Annotated in this window: 18 protein-coding genes; 5 read left to right on the forward strand and 13 right to left on the reverse strand. The window is 66.6% G+C overall.

Annotated elements, in window-relative coordinates; translation table 11 throughout:
• Positions 1 to 131 precede the first annotated feature (131 nt).
• Positions 132 to 614: a hypothetical protein gene (locus tag U5A58_RS02035; protein ID WP_321960101.1), complete on the forward strand. Its 483-nt coding sequence runs from the start codon at positions 132 to 134 to the stop codon at positions 612 to 614.
• Between the two features lie 233 nt (positions 615 to 847).
• Positions 848 to 1,567, forward strand: a complete 720-nt coding sequence (locus tag U5A58_RS02040; RefSeq protein WP_321907247.1) for an OmpA family protein — start codon at positions 848 to 850, stop codon at positions 1,565 to 1,567.
• Positions 1,568 to 1,644: 77 nt separating this feature from the next.
• Here the strand turns inward: U5A58_RS02040 and U5A58_RS02045 are convergent, their stop codons facing one another.
• Positions 1,645 to 3,201, reverse strand: a complete 1,557-nt coding sequence (locus U5A58_RS02045; protein ID WP_321960102.1) for a DHA2 family efflux MFS transporter permease subunit — start codon at positions 3,199 to 3,201, stop codon at positions 1,645 to 1,647.
• 147 nt (positions 3,202 to 3,348) lie between these two features.
• Complete coding sequence (locus U5A58_RS02050) at positions 3,349 to 3,873, reverse strand: MarR family transcriptional regulator (RefSeq protein WP_321960103.1); 525 nt, start codon at positions 3,871 to 3,873, stop codon at positions 3,349 to 3,351.
• 228 nt (positions 3,874 to 4,101) lie between these two features.
• Here U5A58_RS02050 and U5A58_RS02055 point away from each other — a divergent pair, with 228 nt between their 5' ends.
• A complete protein-coding gene (locus U5A58_RS02055) occupies positions 4,102 to 4,440 on the forward strand; it encodes a hypothetical protein (RefSeq protein ID WP_321960104.1) in 339 nt (112 codons plus the stop codon).
• Positions 4,441 to 4,601: 161 nt separating this feature from the next.
• Positions 4,602 to 6,182 carry an efflux transporter outer membrane subunit gene (locus U5A58_RS02060; RefSeq protein WP_321960105.1) on the forward strand — a complete coding sequence of 527 codons (1,581 nt, stop codon included), beginning with the start codon at positions 4,602 to 4,604 and terminating at the stop codon, positions 6,180 to 6,182.
• Between the two features lie 45 nt (positions 6,183 to 6,227).
• Here the strand turns inward: U5A58_RS02060 and U5A58_RS02065 are convergent, their stop codons facing one another.
• The 8 genes from U5A58_RS02065 to gspG are packed head-to-tail and all read right to left on the reverse strand — an operon-like array spanning position 6,228 to position 12,242.
• Complete coding sequence (locus tag U5A58_RS02065; protein WP_321934474.1) at positions 6,228 to 7,007, reverse strand: type II secretion system protein N; 780 nt, start codon at positions 7,005 to 7,007, stop codon at positions 6,228 to 6,230.
• Between the two features lie 53 nt (positions 7,008 to 7,060).
• Positions 7,061 to 7,600 (reverse strand): type II secretion system protein M, encoded by a 540-nt coding sequence (locus U5A58_RS02070; RefSeq protein WP_415764944.1) that lies wholly within the window; start codon positions 7,598 to 7,600, stop codon positions 7,061 to 7,063.
• Complete coding sequence (gspL, locus tag U5A58_RS02075) at positions 7,576 to 8,979, reverse strand: type II secretion system protein GspL (RefSeq protein ID WP_321960106.1); 1,404 nt, start codon at positions 8,977 to 8,979, stop codon at positions 7,576 to 7,578. Before gspL ends, U5A58_RS02070 begins: the two co-directional genes overlap by 25 nt.
• A gap of 34 nt (positions 8,980 to 9,013) precedes the next feature.
• The gene (gene gspK / locus U5A58_RS02080; protein ID WP_321960107.1) at positions 9,014 to 10,153 is read right to left on the reverse strand and encodes a type II secretion system minor pseudopilin GspK; all 1,140 of its coding nucleotides are present in this window, start codon (positions 10,151 to 10,153) and stop codon (positions 9,014 to 9,016) included.
• A complete protein-coding gene (locus U5A58_RS02085) occupies positions 10,150 to 10,833 on the reverse strand; it encodes a type II secretion system protein J (protein ID WP_321907236.1) in 684 nt (227 codons plus the stop codon). Before U5A58_RS02085 ends, gspK begins: the two co-directional genes overlap by 4 nt.
• On the reverse strand, positions 10,811 to 11,239 hold the full coding sequence (gspI, locus tag U5A58_RS02090) for a type II secretion system minor pseudopilin GspI (RefSeq protein ID WP_321907791.1): 429 nt from the start codon (positions 11,237 to 11,239) through the stop codon (positions 10,811 to 10,813). The genes U5A58_RS02085 and gspI overlap by 23 nt, the downstream gene beginning before the upstream one ends.
• Positions 11,240 to 11,252: 13 nt before the next feature.
• A complete protein-coding gene (locus tag U5A58_RS02095) occupies positions 11,253 to 11,786 on the reverse strand; it encodes a GspH/FimT family pseudopilin (protein ID WP_321934477.1) in 534 nt (177 codons plus the stop codon).
• Positions 11,787 to 11,807: 21 nt separating this feature from the next.
• Positions 11,808 to 12,242: a type II secretion system major pseudopilin GspG gene (gene gspG, locus U5A58_RS02100; RefSeq protein WP_321907789.1), complete on the reverse strand. Its 435-nt coding sequence runs from the start codon at positions 12,240 to 12,242 to the stop codon at positions 11,808 to 11,810.
• A 251-nt stretch (positions 12,243 to 12,493) separates the two neighbouring features.
• On the opposite strand from gspG, the gene U5A58_RS02105 reads away from it, so the two are divergent.
• A complete protein-coding gene (locus U5A58_RS02105) occupies positions 12,494 to 12,907 on the forward strand; it encodes a hypothetical protein (protein WP_321907231.1) in 414 nt (137 codons plus the stop codon).
• 49 nt (positions 12,908 to 12,956) lie between these two features.
• Here U5A58_RS02105 and gspF read toward each other — a convergent pair whose 3' ends face one another.
• Genes gspF through gspD form a run of 3 tightly spaced genes read right to left on the reverse strand, consistent with a single transcriptional unit; the run spans position 12,957 to position 18,044 of the window.
• Positions 12,957 to 14,174 carry a type II secretion system inner membrane protein GspF gene (gspF, locus tag U5A58_RS02110; RefSeq protein ID WP_321907229.1) on the reverse strand — a complete coding sequence of 406 codons (1,218 nt, stop codon included), beginning with the start codon at positions 14,172 to 14,174 and terminating at the stop codon, positions 12,957 to 12,959.
• Between the two features lie 58 nt (positions 14,175 to 14,232).
• Entirely contained in the window at positions 14,233 to 15,729 is a 1,497-nt protein-coding gene (gene gspE / locus U5A58_RS02115; RefSeq protein WP_321960108.1) for a type II secretion system ATPase GspE, read from the reverse strand.
• Complete coding sequence (gspD, locus tag U5A58_RS02120) at positions 15,726 to 18,044, reverse strand: type II secretion system secretin GspD (RefSeq protein WP_321960109.1); 2,319 nt, start codon at positions 18,042 to 18,044, stop codon at positions 15,726 to 15,728. The genes gspE and gspD overlap by 4 nt, the downstream gene beginning before the upstream one ends.
• Positions 18,045 to 18,447 lie beyond the last annotated feature (403 nt).

Raw genomic sequence — 18,447 nt, forward strand, 5'->3', positions numbered from 1 at the left:
GCGGTCCAACCAGGGTAGGCGCCGCGTTACCGGGCTGCGCGGACGACGGGCGCGCCGGGCGAGTGAAACCGAAAACACCAAAAATGCACGGGCCGCGCGCTACGCGGCTCACTCCGGGAGGAATCCACACCATGAAACGAATGCTTGCGATCCTGCTGTGCGCAACGGCTGCGGCCTGCGCGTCGCGCGGGCAGGTCGATCCCGACGTCATGCAGATCGCGACCGCGCCGCTCACCTGCTCGAACAAGGCGGAATGCGATCTCTGGTGGCAACGCGCAGAGGGCTGGGTGCGCAGTCATTCGAAGTACGAAGTGCAGACCGTGACCGACACGCTGATCCAGACCTCGGGCCCGGGCGGCGGCCGGCGCCTGCTCGCCTATGAAATCACGAAGTCGGCCAACCCCGACGGCACGGCCACGATCGGCTTCGCCGCGCACTGCGACAGCTCGCTCGGCTGCAAGCCCAACCCGTGGTCGGCGGGCGCGGCGTTCAAGCAGTACGTGCGCACGGGCGTCGATGCGCCCATTCCCGGCGACTCGACCACCGGCGCAGGCGGCGACACGGCCGGCGTGACTGGCGCGGCGGTGGCCGAGCCGGCTTCGAGCGCGTATTGACTTCTGCGCATTGACCTTTGGTTTGATCGCCGCAAAAGACTCGGGGCGCGCCAGGTTCAGGTAGCACTGGCGCGCGCTCAGAGCGACGACTCGTGCATAACGACTTTCGAAGGACCTCTATTGCCGATTTAGGCATCGTCTGATTGAGCGAGGGATTGGGGAGCCCGTATCTTGGGCTGGCTTCGGCCTGCGTGGTCTGGGCCGTTCATCCTTATCCACAACTCGAATCGACAATGAAACTGCGCCTTCTGTCCACCAGTGCCGCGGCTGCCGTAATCGTCGCCGCCGCAGGCTGCACTACCGCCTCAGGTCCCACCCACAATCTCGACGTCGTCACCCTGGCCAACGGCTCGCAGGCGTACCGCGTGCAGTGTCTCGGCTTGCTCGAAAGCTCCAAGACCTGCATGGCGAAGGTCAACGAGGTCTGCGGCACCAAGACGCCGCTGCGCGTCTCGTCGGTGGACCGCGCCGCTGCCGGGTTCAAGCCGGAAGACGATCCGCGCGAAATCACGTTCATCTGTCAGACGCCGCAGCCGCCGGCCCCGCCGCCAGCGCCGGTCGTCGAAACGCCGCCTCCGGCTCCGCAGGTCCAGCCGCGCACGATCACGCTCAATGCCGACGCCAACTTCGCGTTCGACAAGGCCGATCTGCTGCCCGGCGGCAAGCAGACGCTCGACCAGTTCATCCAGGAAAGCAGCAACGTGAACATCGGCGCAATCGTGATCAGCGGCTACACCGACTCGGTCGGCTCGAAGGCTTATAACGACCGCCTCTCGCTGCGCCGCGCGCAGACGGTGCGCAACTATCTGCAGTCGCACGGCCTGCACGCGAGCCAGTACGAAGTGCACGGCTACGGCTTCGCGAAGCCGGTCGCGTCGAACGCCACGCCTGAGGGCCGCGCGAAGAACCGTCGCGTCGAGATCGAAACGAGCGGCATTACGCAGCGTCAATAAATGGGGCGTTGGTAACGCCGCGCGCAACGCGCACCCAGTTGCCCGCAGCTTCATGCGGGCGGCCTTTCGTGGGACCGTCAATGACCCATTGCCGGTCCCGCGCCTTTTTTCGGCTTCGTCACCCACACCAGCAGGGCCAGCACGACAAACATCGCACAGGAGATGCGGAAGAAGTCGTTGGTGGCCATCATGTAGCCCTGCGTCGTCACGACGTCGTTGAGCTTGGCGGTCAGGCTTTGGCCTGCAAAACCCAGGCTGGCGAGCGCGTCCTTGTAGGCGATCGTGTTCGGCGAATACTGGCTCACCGATTCCGAGAGCACGGCATGGTGATAAATCGCCGCGTCTTCCCAGAACGTCGTGCTCACCGCCGTGCCGATCGCGCCCGAAAGCGTGCGCAGAAAGTTCGAAAGGCCCGAGGCGCTCGCGAGCCGCTCGTCAGGAACGCTCGAAAGCGTGATGGTCGTCATCGGCACGAAGAAGCAGGCCACGCCGATACCCTGCACGAGACGCGGCAGGATCACATGGTTGAACGGCACATCGAGTGTGAATGTCGAGTTCCAGAGCGAAACGAGCGCGAACACGACGAACGCGAAGCTCGCGACCATGCGCAGATCGAGCCGGTGCATGTTGCGCCCGATGAGCGGCGAAAGTACGAGCGCGAGCAGGCCCACTGGCGCAGTGGCCAGACCCGCGAGGCCAGCGGTATAGCCCATGACCGTTTGCAGCCAGAGCGGGAAGATCACCACCGAGCCGAAGAAAGCCATGAAGCCGAATGAGATGATCATCGCGCCGAGCGCAAAATTGCGGTCGCGAAAGAGCGATAGATCGACTACGGGCTCCTTTTCCGTCGCCTCCCACACAAGCATGAACGCGAGCGCAACCACCGCGATGATCGCGAGCGTGACGATGAACGTCGAGTTGAACCAGTCGCGGTCCTTGCCGAGGTCGAGCATCATCTGCAGGCACGACACGCCGATCACGAGCAGCGCGAGGCCCACGGCGTCGATGCGCTGCTTCGTCGTCTTCGTTTCGCGTCCGCGCAGCAGCAAGTAGGCACAGACGCCCGAGAACAGGCCGATCGGCACGTTGATGTAGAAGATCCACGGCCACGTGTAGTTGTCGGTGATCCAGCCACCCATGACCGGCCCGAAGATAGGCGCGACGATCACGGTCATCGCCCAGAGACCGAGCGCGAGACCGCGCTTGGCAGGCGGGTAGGAGCGCATGAGGATGGTCTGCGACAGCGGGACCATCGGCCCAGAAACGAGCCCTTGCACGAGACGGAATGCAATGAGCGTTTCGAAGTTCGTCGCGAAGCCGCATGCTGCCGAGGCCAGCGTGAACAGCAGCACGGAGATCGTGAAGAGGCGGACTTCGCCCACGCGGCGCGCGAGCCATCCGGTGAGAGGCACGGCAATCGCTGAGGCAACCGAATACGACGAGATGACCCACGTGCCTTCGCTGTTGGCGACACCCAGGTTGCCCGAGATGGTCGGCACCGCCACGTTGGCGATCGAGGTGTCCAGCACCTCCATGAAGGTCCCGAGCGCGAGCCCGACCGTGAGGAGCGCGAGCGTGCCGCCGGAAAACGGTGCGGGTTCGGCCCGCGCGGGCACCGCAGAGGAAGCTGCCATGTTGCGTGTCCTTGTTGAGTCGGCCGGTTCTGCACCCGAAGCGCAGCGCACACCGACTTGCTATTCCGTGTCTGTGCATTTTCTGCCCAGACAGTGATTGGATCAAACTACACCCAATGCTGCGCTGCGGCGTGTCGTACAGCGTTGCTAGTCGCCGCGTTCCTGCGTCGGCGCTTGCGCGTCTTTACCGCTGTCGTCCGTCGATGCGCATAGCGGCGTGGTCGAGCCGTCATTCGCGATGAAGCGCTGCAGCAAATGGACGAGCGTCGCGACTTCTTCGGGTGCGAAGCCGCGCAACTGCTCGGACATCTCCGCGGCAATCAGGTCGGGCAATTGCTGCGCCGCCGTGCGCCCCTGATCCGTCAGTGCCAGTTCCACGACCCGGCGATCCGCCTCGCTGCGCCGCCGCTCGAGAAAGCCCTTCTTCTCCAGCCGGTCGAGCATGCGCGTCATGGAGCCGGTGTCGTACGAGAGCGCGCGCGACATCTCGTTCGGCGTGCTGGCGCGCTCGAACCACAATAAAAGAATCACACCGATTTGCGACGATGTGAGCCCGAGCGGCGCAACCGCCCGGTCGATGCGTCCGGCCAGCACATTGCGCGCAGTCGAAAGGAAATAGCCGAGACTTGGCTCGACGCCCAGCCTTGTCGGGACGAAAGGACCGTCGCTCATCGCAGTTCGCTTTGCAGCCTCTCAAAAAACGAGCGAATTATAGCGGGTTACTTCGCTGCTCAGGCAGATAAATCGCGTAGCGCACCGCAACCGTCTCTGCCGCAGTGATCGGCGCGTAAAAACAACAGTTGCATTGATGCGCTGCAAAGTATGTTGTGATTTGGTTGCATAGTCAATATTATGACAGGCAACCAGTTTCATTCTTCTACGTTCACCCGTTTGGGCATCATGCTTTACCTGATCAACGCGCTTGGCGGCCTTGGCCGTTCCGTCACCGACACCGCCCGCCTGGCTTTCGCGAAGGCTAGCGCGGGTTCGTGGTGGGCGCGCTCGCGCAAGCTCGCGTTGTACGCGGCCATGTTTGCGCTGCCAGGCGGCTCGATCGCAGTTGTGGCCGTGGTGTGGGCGCAGCGTCGGCGCACGCGGCAAGAACCCGCAGCGGCGGGGGCGGTCGTGCCGGCCACGCCCGCGAAGGCAACGGCGGCAACAGCGGCAACCACCGCACCCGCGTGCGCAGGCACCCAGCTCGCCTGCCGCGCACCGAAGCGCCGCCGTAACGACGCGTAACCTGCGCGTCGCACGCCGTAACACCCGCCAACCCTTCCAACGCGTAAGCTTTCGGATTCCGTGTAATAACTCGCGCGTGCGCTACCATTGCCGCGACGCGACAACCCCGTGCGCCCCCGGCCGCCCGATTGCGCGCCGGTTGCATCGACAGGAATCCTTGCATGCCTTGCCGTTTCGTCCGCCCCGGCGCCTCCACGGGATCCGCCGGGTCATTGGCGCGCCGCGCGCCCACGCCGCTTTCCACGTTGGCGCTGTGCGCAGCCGCCGCGCTCGCGTTCCAGTTGGCAGGCTGCGCAGTCGGCCCCGACTATCACCGGCCCAGCGCCGCCACTCCCGCTTCGTTCAAGGAAGCGCCCGAGGGATGGAAGGTCGCGCAACCCGCCGATACCGCCGACCGCGGCGCCTGGTGGCTGATCTACGACGATGCGCAGCTCAATGCGCTGATGGACCAGCTCAACACCAGCAATCAGACCGTTGCGCAATACGCTGCCGCGTATCGCCAGGCGCGTGCGCTCGTGGGCGAGGCACGCGCGGCGTACTTTCCGGTGATCAGCGGTACGTTCTCGGGCACACGCTCGTACACGCCCACGCGCGTAGCCAACTCGAGCGGTGGCTTGTCGAGCGGCACCATCAACAACAACGTCAGCCTGGGGCTCGACGCCACCTGGGAACCCGACCTCTGGGGCAAGGTGAGCCGCACCGTCAGCTCGCAGGAGGCAAGCCAGCAGGGCGCCGCCGCCGATCTCGCAAACGCGCGTCTATCGGCGCAGGCCACGCTTGCGCAGACTTACTTCACGTTGCGCTCGCTCGACGCGCAGCAGAAGCTGCTCGATGACACGGTTGTGGCGTACCAGAAGTCGCTGCAGCTCACGCAAAATCAGTATGCCCAGGGCGTGGCGGGCCGCGCCGATGTGATCCAGGCGCAAACGCAATTGCAGTCTGCCCAGGCTTCGGCAATCGACAACGGTGTGGCGCGCGCGCAGGACGAGCACGCGATCGCCGTGCTGGTCGGCCAGCCCGCCTCCACGTTCTCGATCCCGCCGTCGCCGCTCACCGCCACGCCGCCCACGGTGCCGCTCGCCATGCCGTCTGCGTTGCTCGAGCGCAGGCCCGACATCGCCTCGGCAGAGCGCAAGGCGGCGTCCGCCAATGAGCAGATCGGCGTCGCCATCGCGGCGTACTTCCCGACGCTCACGCTTTCCGCAAGCGGCGGTTTTGAAAGCTCGGTGATGTCACAGTTGCTGCAGTTGCCGTCGCGCTTCTGGACCCTCGGGCCGTCGCTTGCCGGCACGATCTTCGACGCCGGGCTGCGTAAAGCGCAGACCGAGGCCGCGCGCGCCGCCTACGATCAGCAGGTGGCCACCTACCGGCAAACCGTGCTGGCCGCGTTCCAGGACGTGGAGGACAACCTCGCTTCGCAGCGCATCCTGGGGCAAGAAATCGTCGTGCAGCAGCAGGCGGTGGATTCGGCGCAGCATGCACTCTCGATCGTCACGAACGAATACAAAGCCGGCACGACCGATTTCCAGAACGTGCTTTCCGCGCAGGCCACTGCCTTCACCGCCCAGCAAAAGCTCGTGAGCCTCGGCGGGCAGCGCATGGTGTCGTCGGTGGGGCTCGTGAAGGCGTTGGGCGGAGGCTGGGATGCCTCGCAGATGGATCGCGAGACGGGCAGCGTGGCGGCGCCGGCCGCGGCTTCAGCCGCTTCCGCGCCGGCGGTTGCGGCCGCCCAGCCGCAGTAATGCGAACGCGCCCGCTCAGGCGGGCGCACGCTCAAGCCGCGAACGTCAGCGCATGAAGGTCAGCGCGACGGTTCCCGGCCCGATCGGGCGGCCCAGCAGATTCAAGAGGCCTGCCAGGTTGTCGCGCTGATCCGGCGCCGCGCTCGCGGTGCCCTGGAACGAGGCGAACGCGCGCGAGAACGAGCCGCGTCCCTCGAGCATGAGCGGGCCTTTTTGCGTCGAGAGATCGAGCGTCGACGTCGCCCCTTGTGCCTGCAACACGACCTGATACGTGCCGAGCGGCTTCACGAGCGAAACGCGCGAACTCATGTCGGCGAGCGACACGGTCAGCCGTCCGAACGCATCCGTGCCGAACACGCGCCACGGACTCCACGCAAGCCGCACCTTGCCGTCCAGATCGAGCGTGTTGAAGGGCGCGCCGAGACCCGCGAGCAGCGAGGCCGGCACGGCAATCGTGCCCGCGCTCACGTTCGCGCCGCGCAACGTCGCATCCACGGTAACGGCGTCGGGCATCGCCTCGGTCTGCAGCATTTCCATGCGCACGCGCGCGACGAAAAGCGGCCAGAACGCCGTGCGCCACACAATGCGACCCGGCAGCAGCGTCGCGCCGCGCGCGTCCTGGCCCGCGGCGAGCATCAACGTGGCGGAGCCGTGCCAGAGCGAGCCTTCCGGATCGATCAGATTCACGTGCCCCTGAGTCGCGCGCGCGAACTGCGGCGCGATCCAGGCCGCGGGCAGGCGGGCGAGCAACACGGCTGCGCTCGACAGCAGGCCCACGATCAGCCAGGGCAACACGGCGCGCAAGCGCCGCATCCAGTAACTCATTGCTTGTTTCTCCGGCGATTCTCAGTGCGCGCTGGTCAATGCGCTTTTTCTTTTTAGTGCGTATTCGCCGGTTGCAGCGAGGCCGTCAAGTCGACCTGACCATCGGTCTTCAGCGCGGTGATGTGCGCCTCGACCACCTGCACCTTGAACTGCTTGCGCACGTCGTCGAGCCACGCGGCCCACGCCGGAAATGACGCATTCTTCATCTGCACCTGCACCGTCGTGCCGATCAGCTGAATCTGCGCCCCCGTGAGCGCGTGATCGGCAAGTGATGCAGTAACCGCGTCCTTGAGCGCCTGGCCGCCCGGCGCCACGCTCGCAGCAGCCCCCGCAAGCGAGCGCGCCTCGTCGGCCTCGGCCGTCATCTGCGCGAGTTGGCGCTGCATGCCGGGCAGGCTCTCGCGCAGGCGCGCGCGGCCGTCGGCGGCCGGCTGCCACAGCACCGACCAGCCGATCGCCAGCGCAAGCACCGCGCCACCCCACGTGAGCAGCGCCTTTTCGCGCGTGGTGCGCGCTTCCCAGAAGGTCGCCCAGGCCTCGGCCCAGGCGCCGCTCATAGCCGTTGTCTTCACGATGCGCTCCTGATGGTCCATTTGCCCGTGCTGGCATCCACCGTGCCCGCAAGGCCGTTGCCCGCGAGGCGTTTCGCGAGATCGGCGTCGACGTTGACGCCTGGCTTGAAGGTCACGTCCAGACGCCGGTCGTGATAGTCGAGTGCCGCGATGCCGTTGGCGGGCACCGGACCGAGCGCGCGCGCGAGGCCGTCGGAGAGCGCGAGGAAGTCGTCGCGCGAGGGTTCGCCCGCGGCGAGGCGCAACTGCTGCAACTGCCGCGCCATTTGTCCCGCGGGGTCGAGCACGACGGTCGTCTTCGGGAACGCGTTGAGGAGCAGCTCGGTCATCTGCGCGCTGATGGCGTCGCGCTGGCGCGCCATCATGAGCCACTCGATATTCGCGCCGACGACCGCGACGACGAGCGACGCGGCCACGAGCCCGATCGGCACGCGCAAACGGCGCAGCGTCGCGCGATCGAGCCGCCACGGCTGCGAGGCGAACTCGAACTGGCAGAGGTCGAAGCGGCAGGCAAGCGCGCGCCGCGCGAGCGCCTCGAACGTGAGCGTCTGCGCACCCGGCAACGCGGCGGCGAGCGACGCGCGTGCAGCCGCGCTCGCGGGCTCGCCCGGCAGGTTGGTGAGGACATAGCCCGAAACCGGCGCGCCGCCGGCGAGCGCCGTGACGGTCGCGGCCACGCTCGCGGCGGGCACTGCAAAGCCGTCGGCGAGCACGCCGCGCACGATCGCGAGTTCGAGCGGCGCTTCCGACGTGGCGGCCGCTGGCTCCGGCGCAACGCCGGGCAGCAGCGCAGGGGCGGTCGCGACAACATGGCCGAGCACGCATGCCGTCACGGGTTCGAGCGTGGGCGCGGCGGGAGCCGCGGCATCGGACGTGACGCCCGGCTCCGCGCGCCCGGCAGGCACAGCGGCTCGTGCCTCGTGGGCCACCTCCACCGACTCCACTGTCTCCACCGCCTGCGCAGCTGGCAGGCAGCGCGCCACCGGCACGGCGCGCAGATTGCGGTGCCCTGCGGCTGTGAAGCCTTCCAGGAGAAAACGGAACCAGCCCCGATCGATGGCGGCCACGACCTGGCGGCCATCGGCCAGGCGCTTTGGGTCGAGCGCGAGATGGCAGGTCTGCGCATCCTGGATCAGATGATCCTCGACCACGTTCGGCAGTGCCTGACGCAGCCGCGGCCCCCTGAGCGGCGGCACGGTGGCGGCGAGCATGAGCAGGTCGCGCGCGGCGATCAGCAGGATGGTGGTCGAGGCCTTCGGCAACAGCCCTAGCGCCGAACGGCCCGCGCGCTGCGTGTTGCCCGTCTTGTCGAGCAGCACGAACGGCAGTTCCGGCAGCTGCCATTCCTGCGAGTGGACCGCCGGGTCGCGGGGCGGCATGAGAACGATCAGCGTGCTCAAACGCACCTCTTTTCGATGTTGGTCGGGGACGGATTCATGGTTCGTCGCTAACGCGCACGATGCGCGTCGTATGGGTGAGCGGATCGCGCCAGACAAGCGTCGTGCGGTCCACTTCGGCGCGCTCGTGCTGCACGCGCCCATGTACCAGAAAGTAACTCGTGTTGACGTCGATTTGCGTGGTGTCGATCGAGACCTGCTTCACGCCCACGCCTTCGAGCGCGAGTTGCACGTCGCTCACGTTGCGGAAAAACACGCTCTGGCGATGCGCGACTAGGGCCTGCGCGTTAGAAAGGCTCATGCCCGTCACGACGGAGGCGATCACCTCGGCGCTCGCCGTGTTCATGTTCACGGGCGTCACGGTGGGCAGGATCGTCACGAACGGGCGCAGCCGCGCGACGGCGTCGGCCGTGAAGCCGGGCACGTCGAGCAGCGAATCGACGCTCGTCATCATGAGCGGGGCGACGCCGCTGTCGTTGTCGGACTCCGAGAGGCCGGGGTTGTCGGTGTAGTTGCCGCCGCCGGTCGTCCCGCCGCCTGCGAGCACCTCGGTTTGCGAACCGGTGTTCGTCGTGGTGGTTTGCGTCTGGAAGCGCGTTGCCGAGTAGGCAAGCCCTGAGCGCAGGTACACCGCAGTATTCTTCGCAAGCGACTGGTCGAGGCCGAGAATCTGCAACAGGCGCGCGAATGCCTCGATCTCCGTCACGTTCAGCTGCAACGAGCCCGGCGCGCTGGTCGCCACGAGATTGCGCAGATTGAAGCGCGCTTGGGCGTCTTCAATTGAACCCGAAAGCCAGGTGTCCGCGCCCTGTTGCGAATGCGCTTCGCCAATCTGGCCGAGAAAGTCGGACAGCCGCGTTCGCGCGAGCGGCACGCCCCACGCGCCGCCGAGATACGTGATGCCCGCCGAGGTATCCGCTTCGGAGCGCAGCACGAGGCGCGTCCAGTCGAGCGAGGCGCGCGCGATCCATTGCGCCTGCGCGAGCAGCCGTTGATTCTCGATGCGCCGCAACTGCACCTGCTGGCGCCACAACATGCCCGAGACGATGATCGCCGAAAGCGCGACGACGAGCAGCGCGCTGATGATGGCCGCCCCGCGCCGTGCGCGCGTGGAACGGCGGGATCGCCTACCTTGTTTGATTCGCCGTGCGGAGGTTCGTTGTGTGCGCAACGTCATTCCCCCACCAGAAACACGCGCGTCACCGGCTGCTGCAGCGCATGCGAGCCCACGCTCACCTGTACCCCCGTCACCGCGCGCGGCAGCGGCGCGTTGCCGAGTTGTGGCACCTTGAGATCGTTGTTGTTGCCCGTGACCTGCGAGCGCACGTCCTGCATGTTCGCGGTCCAGCCCGTCTTCGGCACGTACAGGCGCGCGTTGATGACATCCACGCCGCTCATCATCGGCAACGCGCCCCAGTTGTCGCCTTCGCCGCCGCGCAGCGCGCGCCGTAACGCTCCGAGATCGGCGAGAGGCGGCGACGCATAGCGCACCACCTGGCCGCCCGACACGCGGTAACGCACCACTTGCAGGCGGGGCGCCGCGCCCGGCGGCATCGCGAACGCGCGCACGATCTGCAGCGCGCCGCCGTCGAGCGAGATGGCAACGCCGCCCGCTTCGTCGTCGGAGGCGGCTTCGCGCAAGTCGATGCGCATCTGGTCGAACATCTGCGCGAACACGCGCTCCTGCGCCATCGAGCGCGTAATGGTCTCGCGCCCGCGCACGATCTCGTCGAGGCCGCGCCACGAGAGGATGGCCACGACGGCCATGATGGCGATCGCAACGAGCAGCTCGATCAGCGTGAAGCCGCGCGCTGACGAGGCGACGCGCACGCGGTCACAACGAGCGGTTCGTCTCATTGGCGAGCACCGTGACGAGTTGCGCGAGATTGCCGGAGCGGCCAGGCGTCGCAACCGACACCTCCACGCGCCGAAAAACGGGGTTGGGCGTCGCCGCGACGTGCTGCGTGCAGGTCAGCCGCAGATTGCCCTGCGAGCAGTCGAAACTGCTCTCGCCAAGGTCCGGCCACGCATGCACGAGGCGCAGTTGCGCAAGCGTGTTGTCCGCACTCCAGCCCGCAAGCAGGCGGTCGTGCAGGTCGGCTTCGCTCGCGGCGAGGCTGCCCACGGCGCGCAACGAAGCGGCCAGCGCAATCGCGATGATTGCGAGCGCAACCAATACTTCGATCATCGTGAAGCCGCGCTCGCGCACCGGACCACGCTGTCGATCCAGACGAGCGCCGTGCCCGCGCTTTCCCCCGCGCATCGAGAACCGCATCTCAGCGCACCTCGAAGCGGCCAGTGCCGGTGCCGACGATCGTCGCGCTGCCGGCGGCCGAAAAGAGCGTGACCTGCACCGGCACGTCCACGGCCTCGGTGCCGAAGATGAGCCGGTTTGCCTGCGTGTCGTTGCCGCCGGGGTAGGTGATCGCCACGCCGGTCACGCCGCCTTCCCATTGGCGCGGTCCGAGCAGATCGTCGCGCAGCGGACGCCAGCCGTCTTCCGTATGCACATCGAAGCGAAAGCCGCCCGCGAGTGGCTGCCATGCAATGGCGCGCGCGCGCACCTGCGCCTCGTCGCCCGCCGACTCGAACAGGAGCGCGAGCCGCTGCGCTTCTTCATTCAGGTCGGTGCGCGGATTACGCGTGAGCGTGAGCGAAGCGAGCGAGATGAGAATCCCCGCGATCAGCAGCACCACGAGCATCTCGAGCAGCGTGAAGCCCGCCGCGCGCGCACGCGTACCCGCGCGTGACGCGCGCGAGGTGCGTGACGATCGGCGGTCCCCGCAAGGGGAAGGGCGGCTCGTTTGCATGGATGCTGCGTGGCGGATGACTTATTGCCAGGACCCGACGTCGGCGTCGTTGCCTTCGCCGCCGGGTTTGCCGTCGGCGCCATAGCTGAATACGTCGATCTCGCCATGCACGCCCGGATTCAGGTACTGGTACGCACTGCCCCATGGGTCATTGGGCAGGCGCTCCAGATAGCCGCCGTCTTTCCAGTTGTTCGGCACGGGGTCGGTGGTCGGCTTTTGCACGAGCGCCTGCAGCCCCTGGTCCTGGGTCGGATAGCGGCCGTTGTCGAGGCGATAGAGCTTCATTGCCTGCATGATCGTGCCGATGTCCTGGCGCGCGGCGACGCGGCGCGCTTCATCGGGACGACTCATGATCTTCGGCACGATCAACGCGGCAAGAATGCCGAGAATCGCGATCACGACCATGATTTCGATGAGCGTGAAGCCGCCTTGGCGGCGCGCGCGCGTGACTTCCATTTCGGCACGGCGCTTGGTGCACAATTTCGCCCACATGGACATGAGTTCTTTCCTCTCTCGCTAGATAGGGTTGCGGTGCACTTGTGCGCCGCGCTTCGTCCTGCCTGCAATCGAACCCGCCGCTTGAACCGGCGGGTCCCTCGCTCGCATGACGGGTCATTGTAATGTCACACGATGACGCCTTTCCGACGCCTCGCGGGCATGGCAAACGCGTACATCAAAAATTCCATAAACCTTCGTACAATGGGCTCATGAACCCACTGCAAATCCGCCTTCTTTCTCTCGCCGCGTTTGCGGTGTTCTGCGCCACGGCCACGTGGTGGACGATCACCCTCGCCACGAACCGCGCGGCGCCGGTGCAGGCCGCCGCCGCTCAGCCGCCGGTCTCGCTCGATCAGGCCGGCACGCTGTTCGGCGGCAGGCTCGAACGCAACCCGGTGCAGGACATTCACCTGTTCGGCATCCTCGCGCTCGCGCAGGGCGCGGCGGCCATCGTGAGCGTCGGCGGCGAACCGCCGCGAGCCATCTCGCTCGGCGGCCCGATCGACCAGAACTCGAAACTCTTCGAAGTGCGCCCCCGCTCGATCGTCATCGACCGCCACGGCGTGCACTCCGAAATCTTCCTGCCGCCCAACGCAGCCGGTCCCACCATCTACGTGCGCTGAGTTGCGCGCGCCGGGCTTCTTGCCGGGCGTCTCGCGCAGTTCGTACGCCTTACTGCACAAGGTTGTTCAGCTCGATGATCGGCAGCATCACCGCGAGCACGATCACGAGCACCACGCCCCCCATCGCCAGAATCAGGAGCGGTTCGAGCAGGCTCGTGAGGAACATCGTGCGCCGCTCCAGTTCGCGCGCTTCACCTTCGGCTGCGCGGTCGAGCATGGTCGTCACGTCGCCGGTCGCCTCACCCGAGCGGATCAGGTGCACGAGCACCGGCGGAAACGTCTTCGTATTGCCCAGCGCGCGAGAAAGCGACGTGCCTTCGCGTACACGCACGATGGCTTCGTCGATGTTCGTGCGCATCGCCTTGTTCGAAAGCGTCTCTCCGGCCGCCTGCAGCGCGCGCAGGATCGGCACGCCCGCGGCGGAGAGAATGCCGAGCGTGCTCGCGAAGCGCACGGTGTTGTAGCCGCGCACGAGCTTGCCCGCGAGCGGCGCCGTGAGCATCCAGCGGTCGAACGCGAGACGCGGGCCAGGCCTGCGCAAGGTCGCGCGCACGATCCACGCCACCACGGCCACCGCGATCAGCACTGCCCACCACCACTGCCGCACGAAGCCCGAAAGCGCCATCATCACGACGGTGAGGAAGGGCAGTTGCTGCTTGGTGCTGGCAAACACGTTCACCACTTGCGGCACCACATAACTCAACAGGAACGTGACGATGCCGAACGCGATGATCGTGACGATCGTCGGGTACGTGAAGGCGAGCACGATCTTCTGCTTGAGCGCGTTGCGCTGCTCGATGTAGTCGGCCAGACGCGAAAGCACGATGCCGAGCTTGCCGGTGTGTTCGCCCGCGGCCACGAGCGCGCGGTAGATGTCCGGGAAGTCGCGCGGATGCTGCTCGAGCGCGCTGGCAAGCGAATGGCCGCCGAGCACCTCGGCGCGAATGGCCGCCATCAGTTCGCGGATGTAGTCGCGCTCGGACTGCTCGGTGAGCACTGCAAGCGCCTCGCCGAGCGGCAGGCCCGCTACCAGCAGGCTCGCGAGCTGGCGCGTGAGAATGGCCTGCTCGCGCTGCGAGAGCTTGCGCCCAAGCGCGAGCCGCTGCGCTCGCGCGCCGCGCGTGCGGCTCGCGGCGGCTTCGACCACGAGCGGCGTGAGACCCTGGCCGCGCAGCAGCGCGCGCGCGCCGCGCGCGCTGTCCGCGTCGAGCACGCCTTTTTGCGCTTTGCCCGTGGCGTCGATGGCTTCGAAGCGAAATGCCGGCATGTTGCTGATCGCCCTCGCTTTTAATGAGCGTCCATCTGGTGGTTCATGTTGCGGCCCATCATGCGCCGCCCGTCACGCGCAACACTTCTTCGAGCGAAGTCCTGCCCGCGTCGATCCAGCGCTCGCCGTCTTCGCGCAGCGTACGCATGCCTTGCACGCGCCCGGCCTCGAAGATCTCCGCATCGGCGGCATTGCGGTGGATGAGCGCGCGAATCGGCTCGTCGATGAGCAGCAGTTCGTACACGCCGCGCCGCCCCGAGTAGCCCGAATGACCGCAACGATCGCAGCCCACCGGATGCCAGCGCTTTCTGCCGTCGTCTTCCACACGCTCTTCCTTGCACACCGGGCAGAGCTGGCGCACGAGGCGCTGCGCGAGTACGCCGAGCAGGGAAGAGGCGAGCAGATACGGCTCGACGCCCATGTCGGTCAAACGCGTCACCGCCGACGCGGCGTCGTTGGTGTGCAGCGTGGCGAGCACGAGGTGGCCCGTGAGCGAGGCCTGCACGGCGATCTGCGCGGTTTCTAGGTCGCGGATTTCGCCGATCATGATGATGTCCGGGTCCTGACGCAGGATCGAGCGCAACGCGCGCGCGAACGTCATGCCGATGCGCTCGTTCACCTGGGTCTGCCCAATGCCCGAGAGGTCGTACTCGATCGGATCTTCCACGGTCATGATGTTGGTCGTGGCCGTTTCGAGCCGCGACATGGAAGCGTAGAGCGTAGTCGTCTTGCCCGAGCCCGTCGGGCCGGTCACGAGCACGATGCCGTGCGGCTTCGCGATCAGCTGGTCGAACTTGCCGAGCGTGTCGCTCGCCATGCCGAGCGCTTCGAGGTTCAGGCGCTGCGCGTCTTTTTCCAGCAGACGCAGCACCGCGCGCTCGCCGTGGCCCGTGGGCAGCGTGGAGACGCGCACGTCCACCGGACGCCCGCCCACGCGCAGCGTGATGCGGCCGTCCTGCGGCAGGCGTTTCTCGGCGATGTCGAGCTGCGCCATGATCTTGATACGCGAGATGAGCGCGCCGTGCAGCGCCTTCTTCGGGCGCACGACATCGCGCAGCGTGCCGTCCACGCGAAAGCGCACCACCGAGGCGTTCTCGAACGGCTCGATGTGAATGTCCGATGCCTGCTCGCGCGCGGCCTGCGTGAGGAGCGCGTTGATCATGCGGATGATCGGCGCGTCGTCTTCGGACTCCAGCAGGTCTTCCACTTCGGGAATGTCCTGCATGAGGCGCGAGAGATCGACTTCGCCTTCCACTTCGCCCACCACCTGCGCGGCGCTGCCGTCCTGGCGCGCATAAGCCTGATTGATGGCCTGCGCGAGTTCGTCGGCCGGCACGCGCACAAGTGCGAACGCGCCGAAGTTGCGCGCGACTTCGGCAATGGCGGCCTGCGACGTGCGCTCGCTGATCCACACTTCGAGGCCTTCGGCGCGCTGCTGGGCCACGAGAATCTGACCGCTGCGCGCGAAGCCGTACGGCACGAGGCGCGCGGCGAGCGGCGAGGGCGGCTCGCGGTCCGCCCCGCTCGTGGCCGCAGGCGAGTGAGGCGTGCTCACGGCTGCACCCGCGTCGTGGCAGGCGCCGCCTGTTGCACCGGCGTGGTTTCCACGGGCACGGTTTGCACCGGTTCGGCTGGCTGCATCTGCACGGCGCTGGCCGGCTTCGCGGGCTGCACGCCCACCGCCTGCTGACGCCGCATCTGGTCGAGATCGAACAGGTTCAGCGCCGATCCGCCCTGGCTCGGGCCGAGCGGCATCGGCGGCACGACCGGGTCGTCCTTATCCTTGATCAGGTTGTTGTCGGACTTGTATGCGCCCGTCACGCCCTGGATATAGTCGTAGCGGTTCGACGTGACCGCTTGCGCCGTGTCGCGATCGTTGATGATCACCGGACGCAGGAACACCATCAGGTTCGTCTTCTCGCGCGTCTTGTTTTCCGAGCGGAACAGCTGGCCGATCCACGGAATGTCGCCGAGCAGCGGCACCTTGCTGTTGGCGACCTGGTAGTTGTCCTGCATCAGGCCGCCGAGCACTATGATCTCGCCGTTGTCGGCCAGCACGGTCGACTGGATCGAGCGCTTGGTGAACTCGGGGCCGGCCGGATTGGTCGTCGCGTTGGTCGTGCCCGTCACGATCGCCGAGTCTTCCGTGTAGAGCTGCAGCTTGAGGATGCCGCCGTCGGTGATCTGCGGCTTGATGTGCAGCGTCAAGCCGACGTCCACACGGTCGAAGGTGTTGAACGCCGTGCTCGCCGTGCCGCTCGTCAGGTTCGAATAGGAACCCGTCTGGATCGGTACGTTCGTACCCACGACGATCTTCGCTTCCTGGTTGTCGAGCGTGATGAGGTTAGGCGTGGACAGCACGTTCGCGTCGGCCGTTTGCGAGAGCGCCTGCAGCAATGCGCCAAGCCCCTGCACGCCGAAGATGTTCTTGATCCAGCCCACATTCAGGCCCTGCTGCAGGCTCTGACCCGCGAGCGCGCTGGCGAGACCGCCCGTGGTGGCGTCCGCTGCCGCTTGCGCCGTCAGGTTGACGATGCTGTTGCCGCTGCCGGTGGCCAGATTGGTGCCTGCGTACACATTGCCGCTCGCGACCTGCCACTGAATGCCCAGGTTGGCGTTGGTCGTCGAGTTCAGCTCGACGATCAGCGCTTCGATGTAGACCTGCGCGCGGCGTGCATCAAGCTGGTTGATGACGGAGCGCAGATTGCGGTACACCGCGTCCGGCGCCGTGATGATCAGCGAGTTCGTCGCCGGGTCTGCCTGGATCATGCCGCCCGGCTGATTGTCGTCGCCCTTGTCCTTGTCACCGCCGAGGAACGGCGCTTCGTTGCTGCCGCCGCTGCTGCCGTATGAACTGCCCCCGAGCGAGCTGCCCGACGACGTGCCGCCGCCGAGCGAACTCGACGGCAGCGGCGGCGTGCCGGAGGTGCCCGTCGACGTGCTGCCGCCGCCGCTGTTGCCGCTCTGGTTGAAGCCGTTCGCATTGCCCGACGACGACGTATCGTTGCCGCCCTTGCCGAGCATGCCGCGCAGCGTCTTGGCGAGCTGCGTGGCGTCGGCGTTGCGCAGCGGGACGACGTGAATGTTGCCGGGCATGCTGGTCGGCGCGTCGAGCTGCTTCGAGAGCTGGACGGCGGAGGCCAAGCGCTGCGCGTTCGAGGCGCGCAGCATCAGCGAGTTGGTGCGCGGGTCGGCGACAACCGAAACCTTCAGCGACGGGTCCGTGGCGCCAATCGCGCCGGGGTCGAGCATCTTCGCGATTTGCGGCGCGATGTCGAGCGCATTGGCGTTGTGCAGCGGCACGACCTGCACCTGCTGGCCTGCGGCCGAGTCCACACCCGCGATGATCGAGGCGATGCGGCGCACGTTGTCCGCATAGTCGGTCACGATCAGCGTGTTGTTGCCCGGGTAGGCGGCAATGGTGTTGTTCGGCGAGATGAGCGGGCGCAGCACGGGCAGCAGGTTGTTCGCCGACTCGTGCCGCAGCGTGAACACCTGGGTCACCACCTGATCGCCACGCGCGGTAGGCGCATTGCCGACATAAGTCGGCACGCCCTGCAGCTTGGCGTCGGCTTCCGGCACGACCTTCAGTACGCCGTGATCCTGCACGAGCGCGAAGCCTTGCATGCGCAGCGCCGACTGCAGGGTCTTGAGGGCCTGGTCCTCGGGTACGGGATTCTCGGAAACGAGATTGAGCTGCCCCTTCACGCGGGGGTCGACGATGATGGTTTTGCCGGTGGCGGCGCCAATTGCCTTCGCCACCTGGTCGATGTCGGCGTTGACGAAATTGAGCGTGACCTGCGCATAGGCAAGCTGTGCGGTAATGAGTCCGCTCACGAGCAGCGCCGTGGCGACGCGACGCAAAGCCATACGATTTCTTCTCATGGGTGTCTTATCGAAGCCAGCGGCAGACGCGCGCGGCTATTCGTCCTCGACGTACGGCTGTGGGGCCGACTCGCCTGTGCTTTTCTGACTAACTTCCGACTGGTGCCGGCGCCGGCTCTCCTCAGCCCGGACGTCCGTTAGTCAACAAAAGATGGAACAGTAGCAGTTTTTCATGTCGAATTTGTCACAAAAAATGGGTCTCCGGGGAATTCTTCTAATCCCCGAGCCGCGCCAGCCTTCAATCCCAAGCTATTTGTAAGCATGCGGGCGCCTTGTCCGGGCGGCCAGCTTGACGCGTCATCGGTGACCGGTATCATACGAGCGGCCCGAACGATGGCCAACGCACTTTCCCGCCTTCTTTATGTGGGAATTCCCGCATTGTTCGCCA

This window comes from Paraburkholderia sp. J7 (genome assembly GCF_905220155.1).
In the GTDB taxonomy this organism is placed as follows: Bacteria; Pseudomonadota; Gammaproteobacteria; order Burkholderiales; family Burkholderiaceae; genus Paraburkholderia.

What these genes read in the sequence shown, in the direction of transcription:
- U5A58_RS02035 (WP_321960101.1), top strand. Translation starts at nt 132, where the DNA reads ATGAAACGAATGCTTGCGATCCTGCTGTGCGCAACGGCTGCGGCCTGC.
- U5A58_RS02040 (WP_321907247.1), top strand. Translation starts at nt 848, where the DNA reads ATGAAACTGCGCCTTCTGTCCACCAGTGCCGCGGCTGCCGTAATCGTC.
- U5A58_RS02045 (WP_321960102.1), bottom strand. Translation starts at nt 3,201, where the DNA reads ATGGCAGCTTCCTCTGCGGTGCCCGCGCGGGCCGAACCCGCACCGTTT.
- U5A58_RS02050 (WP_321960103.1), bottom strand. Translation starts at nt 3,873, where the DNA reads ATGAGCGACGGTCCTTTCGTCCCGACAAGGCTGGGCGTCGAGCCAAGT.
- U5A58_RS02055 (WP_321960104.1), top strand. Translation starts at nt 4,102, where the DNA reads ATGCTTTACCTGATCAACGCGCTTGGCGGCCTTGGCCGTTCCGTCACC.
- U5A58_RS02060 (WP_321960105.1), top strand. Translation starts at nt 4,602, where the DNA reads ATGCCTTGCCGTTTCGTCCGCCCCGGCGCCTCCACGGGATCCGCCGGG.
- U5A58_RS02065 (WP_321934474.1), bottom strand. Translation starts at nt 7,007, where the DNA reads ATGAGTTACTGGATGCGGCGCTTGCGCGCCGTGTTGCCCTGGCTGATC.
- U5A58_RS02070 (WP_415764944.1), bottom strand. Translation starts at nt 7,600, where the DNA reads ATGGACCATCAGGAGCGCATCGTGAAGACAACGGCTATGAGCGGCGCC.
- gspK (WP_321960107.1), bottom strand. Translation starts at nt 10,153, where the DNA reads ATGACGTTGCGCACACAACGAACCTCCGCACGGCGAATCAAACAAGGT.
- U5A58_RS02085 (WP_321907236.1), bottom strand. Translation starts at nt 10,833, where the DNA reads ATGAGACGAACCGCTCGTTGTGACCGCGTGCGCGTCGCCTCGTCAGCG.
- gspI (WP_321907791.1), bottom strand. Translation starts at nt 11,239, where the DNA reads ATGCGCGGGGGAAAGCGCGGGCACGGCGCTCGTCTGGATCGACAGCGT.
- U5A58_RS02095 (WP_321934477.1), bottom strand. Translation starts at nt 11,786, where the DNA reads ATGCAAACGAGCCGCCCTTCCCCTTGCGGGGACCGCCGATCGTCACGC.
- gspG (WP_321907789.1), bottom strand. Translation starts at nt 12,242, where the DNA reads ATGGAAGTCACGCGCGCGCGCCGCCAAGGCGGCTTCACGCTCATCGAA.
- U5A58_RS02105 (WP_321907231.1), top strand. Translation starts at nt 12,494, where the DNA reads ATGAACCCACTGCAAATCCGCCTTCTTTCTCTCGCCGCGTTTGCGGTG.
- gspF (WP_321907229.1), bottom strand. Translation starts at nt 14,174, where the DNA reads ATGCCGGCATTTCGCTTCGAAGCCATCGACGCCACGGGCAAAGCGCAA.
- gspD (WP_321960109.1), bottom strand. Translation starts at nt 18,044, where the DNA reads ATGGCTTTGCGTCGCGTCGCCACGGCGCTGCTCGTGAGCGGACTCATT.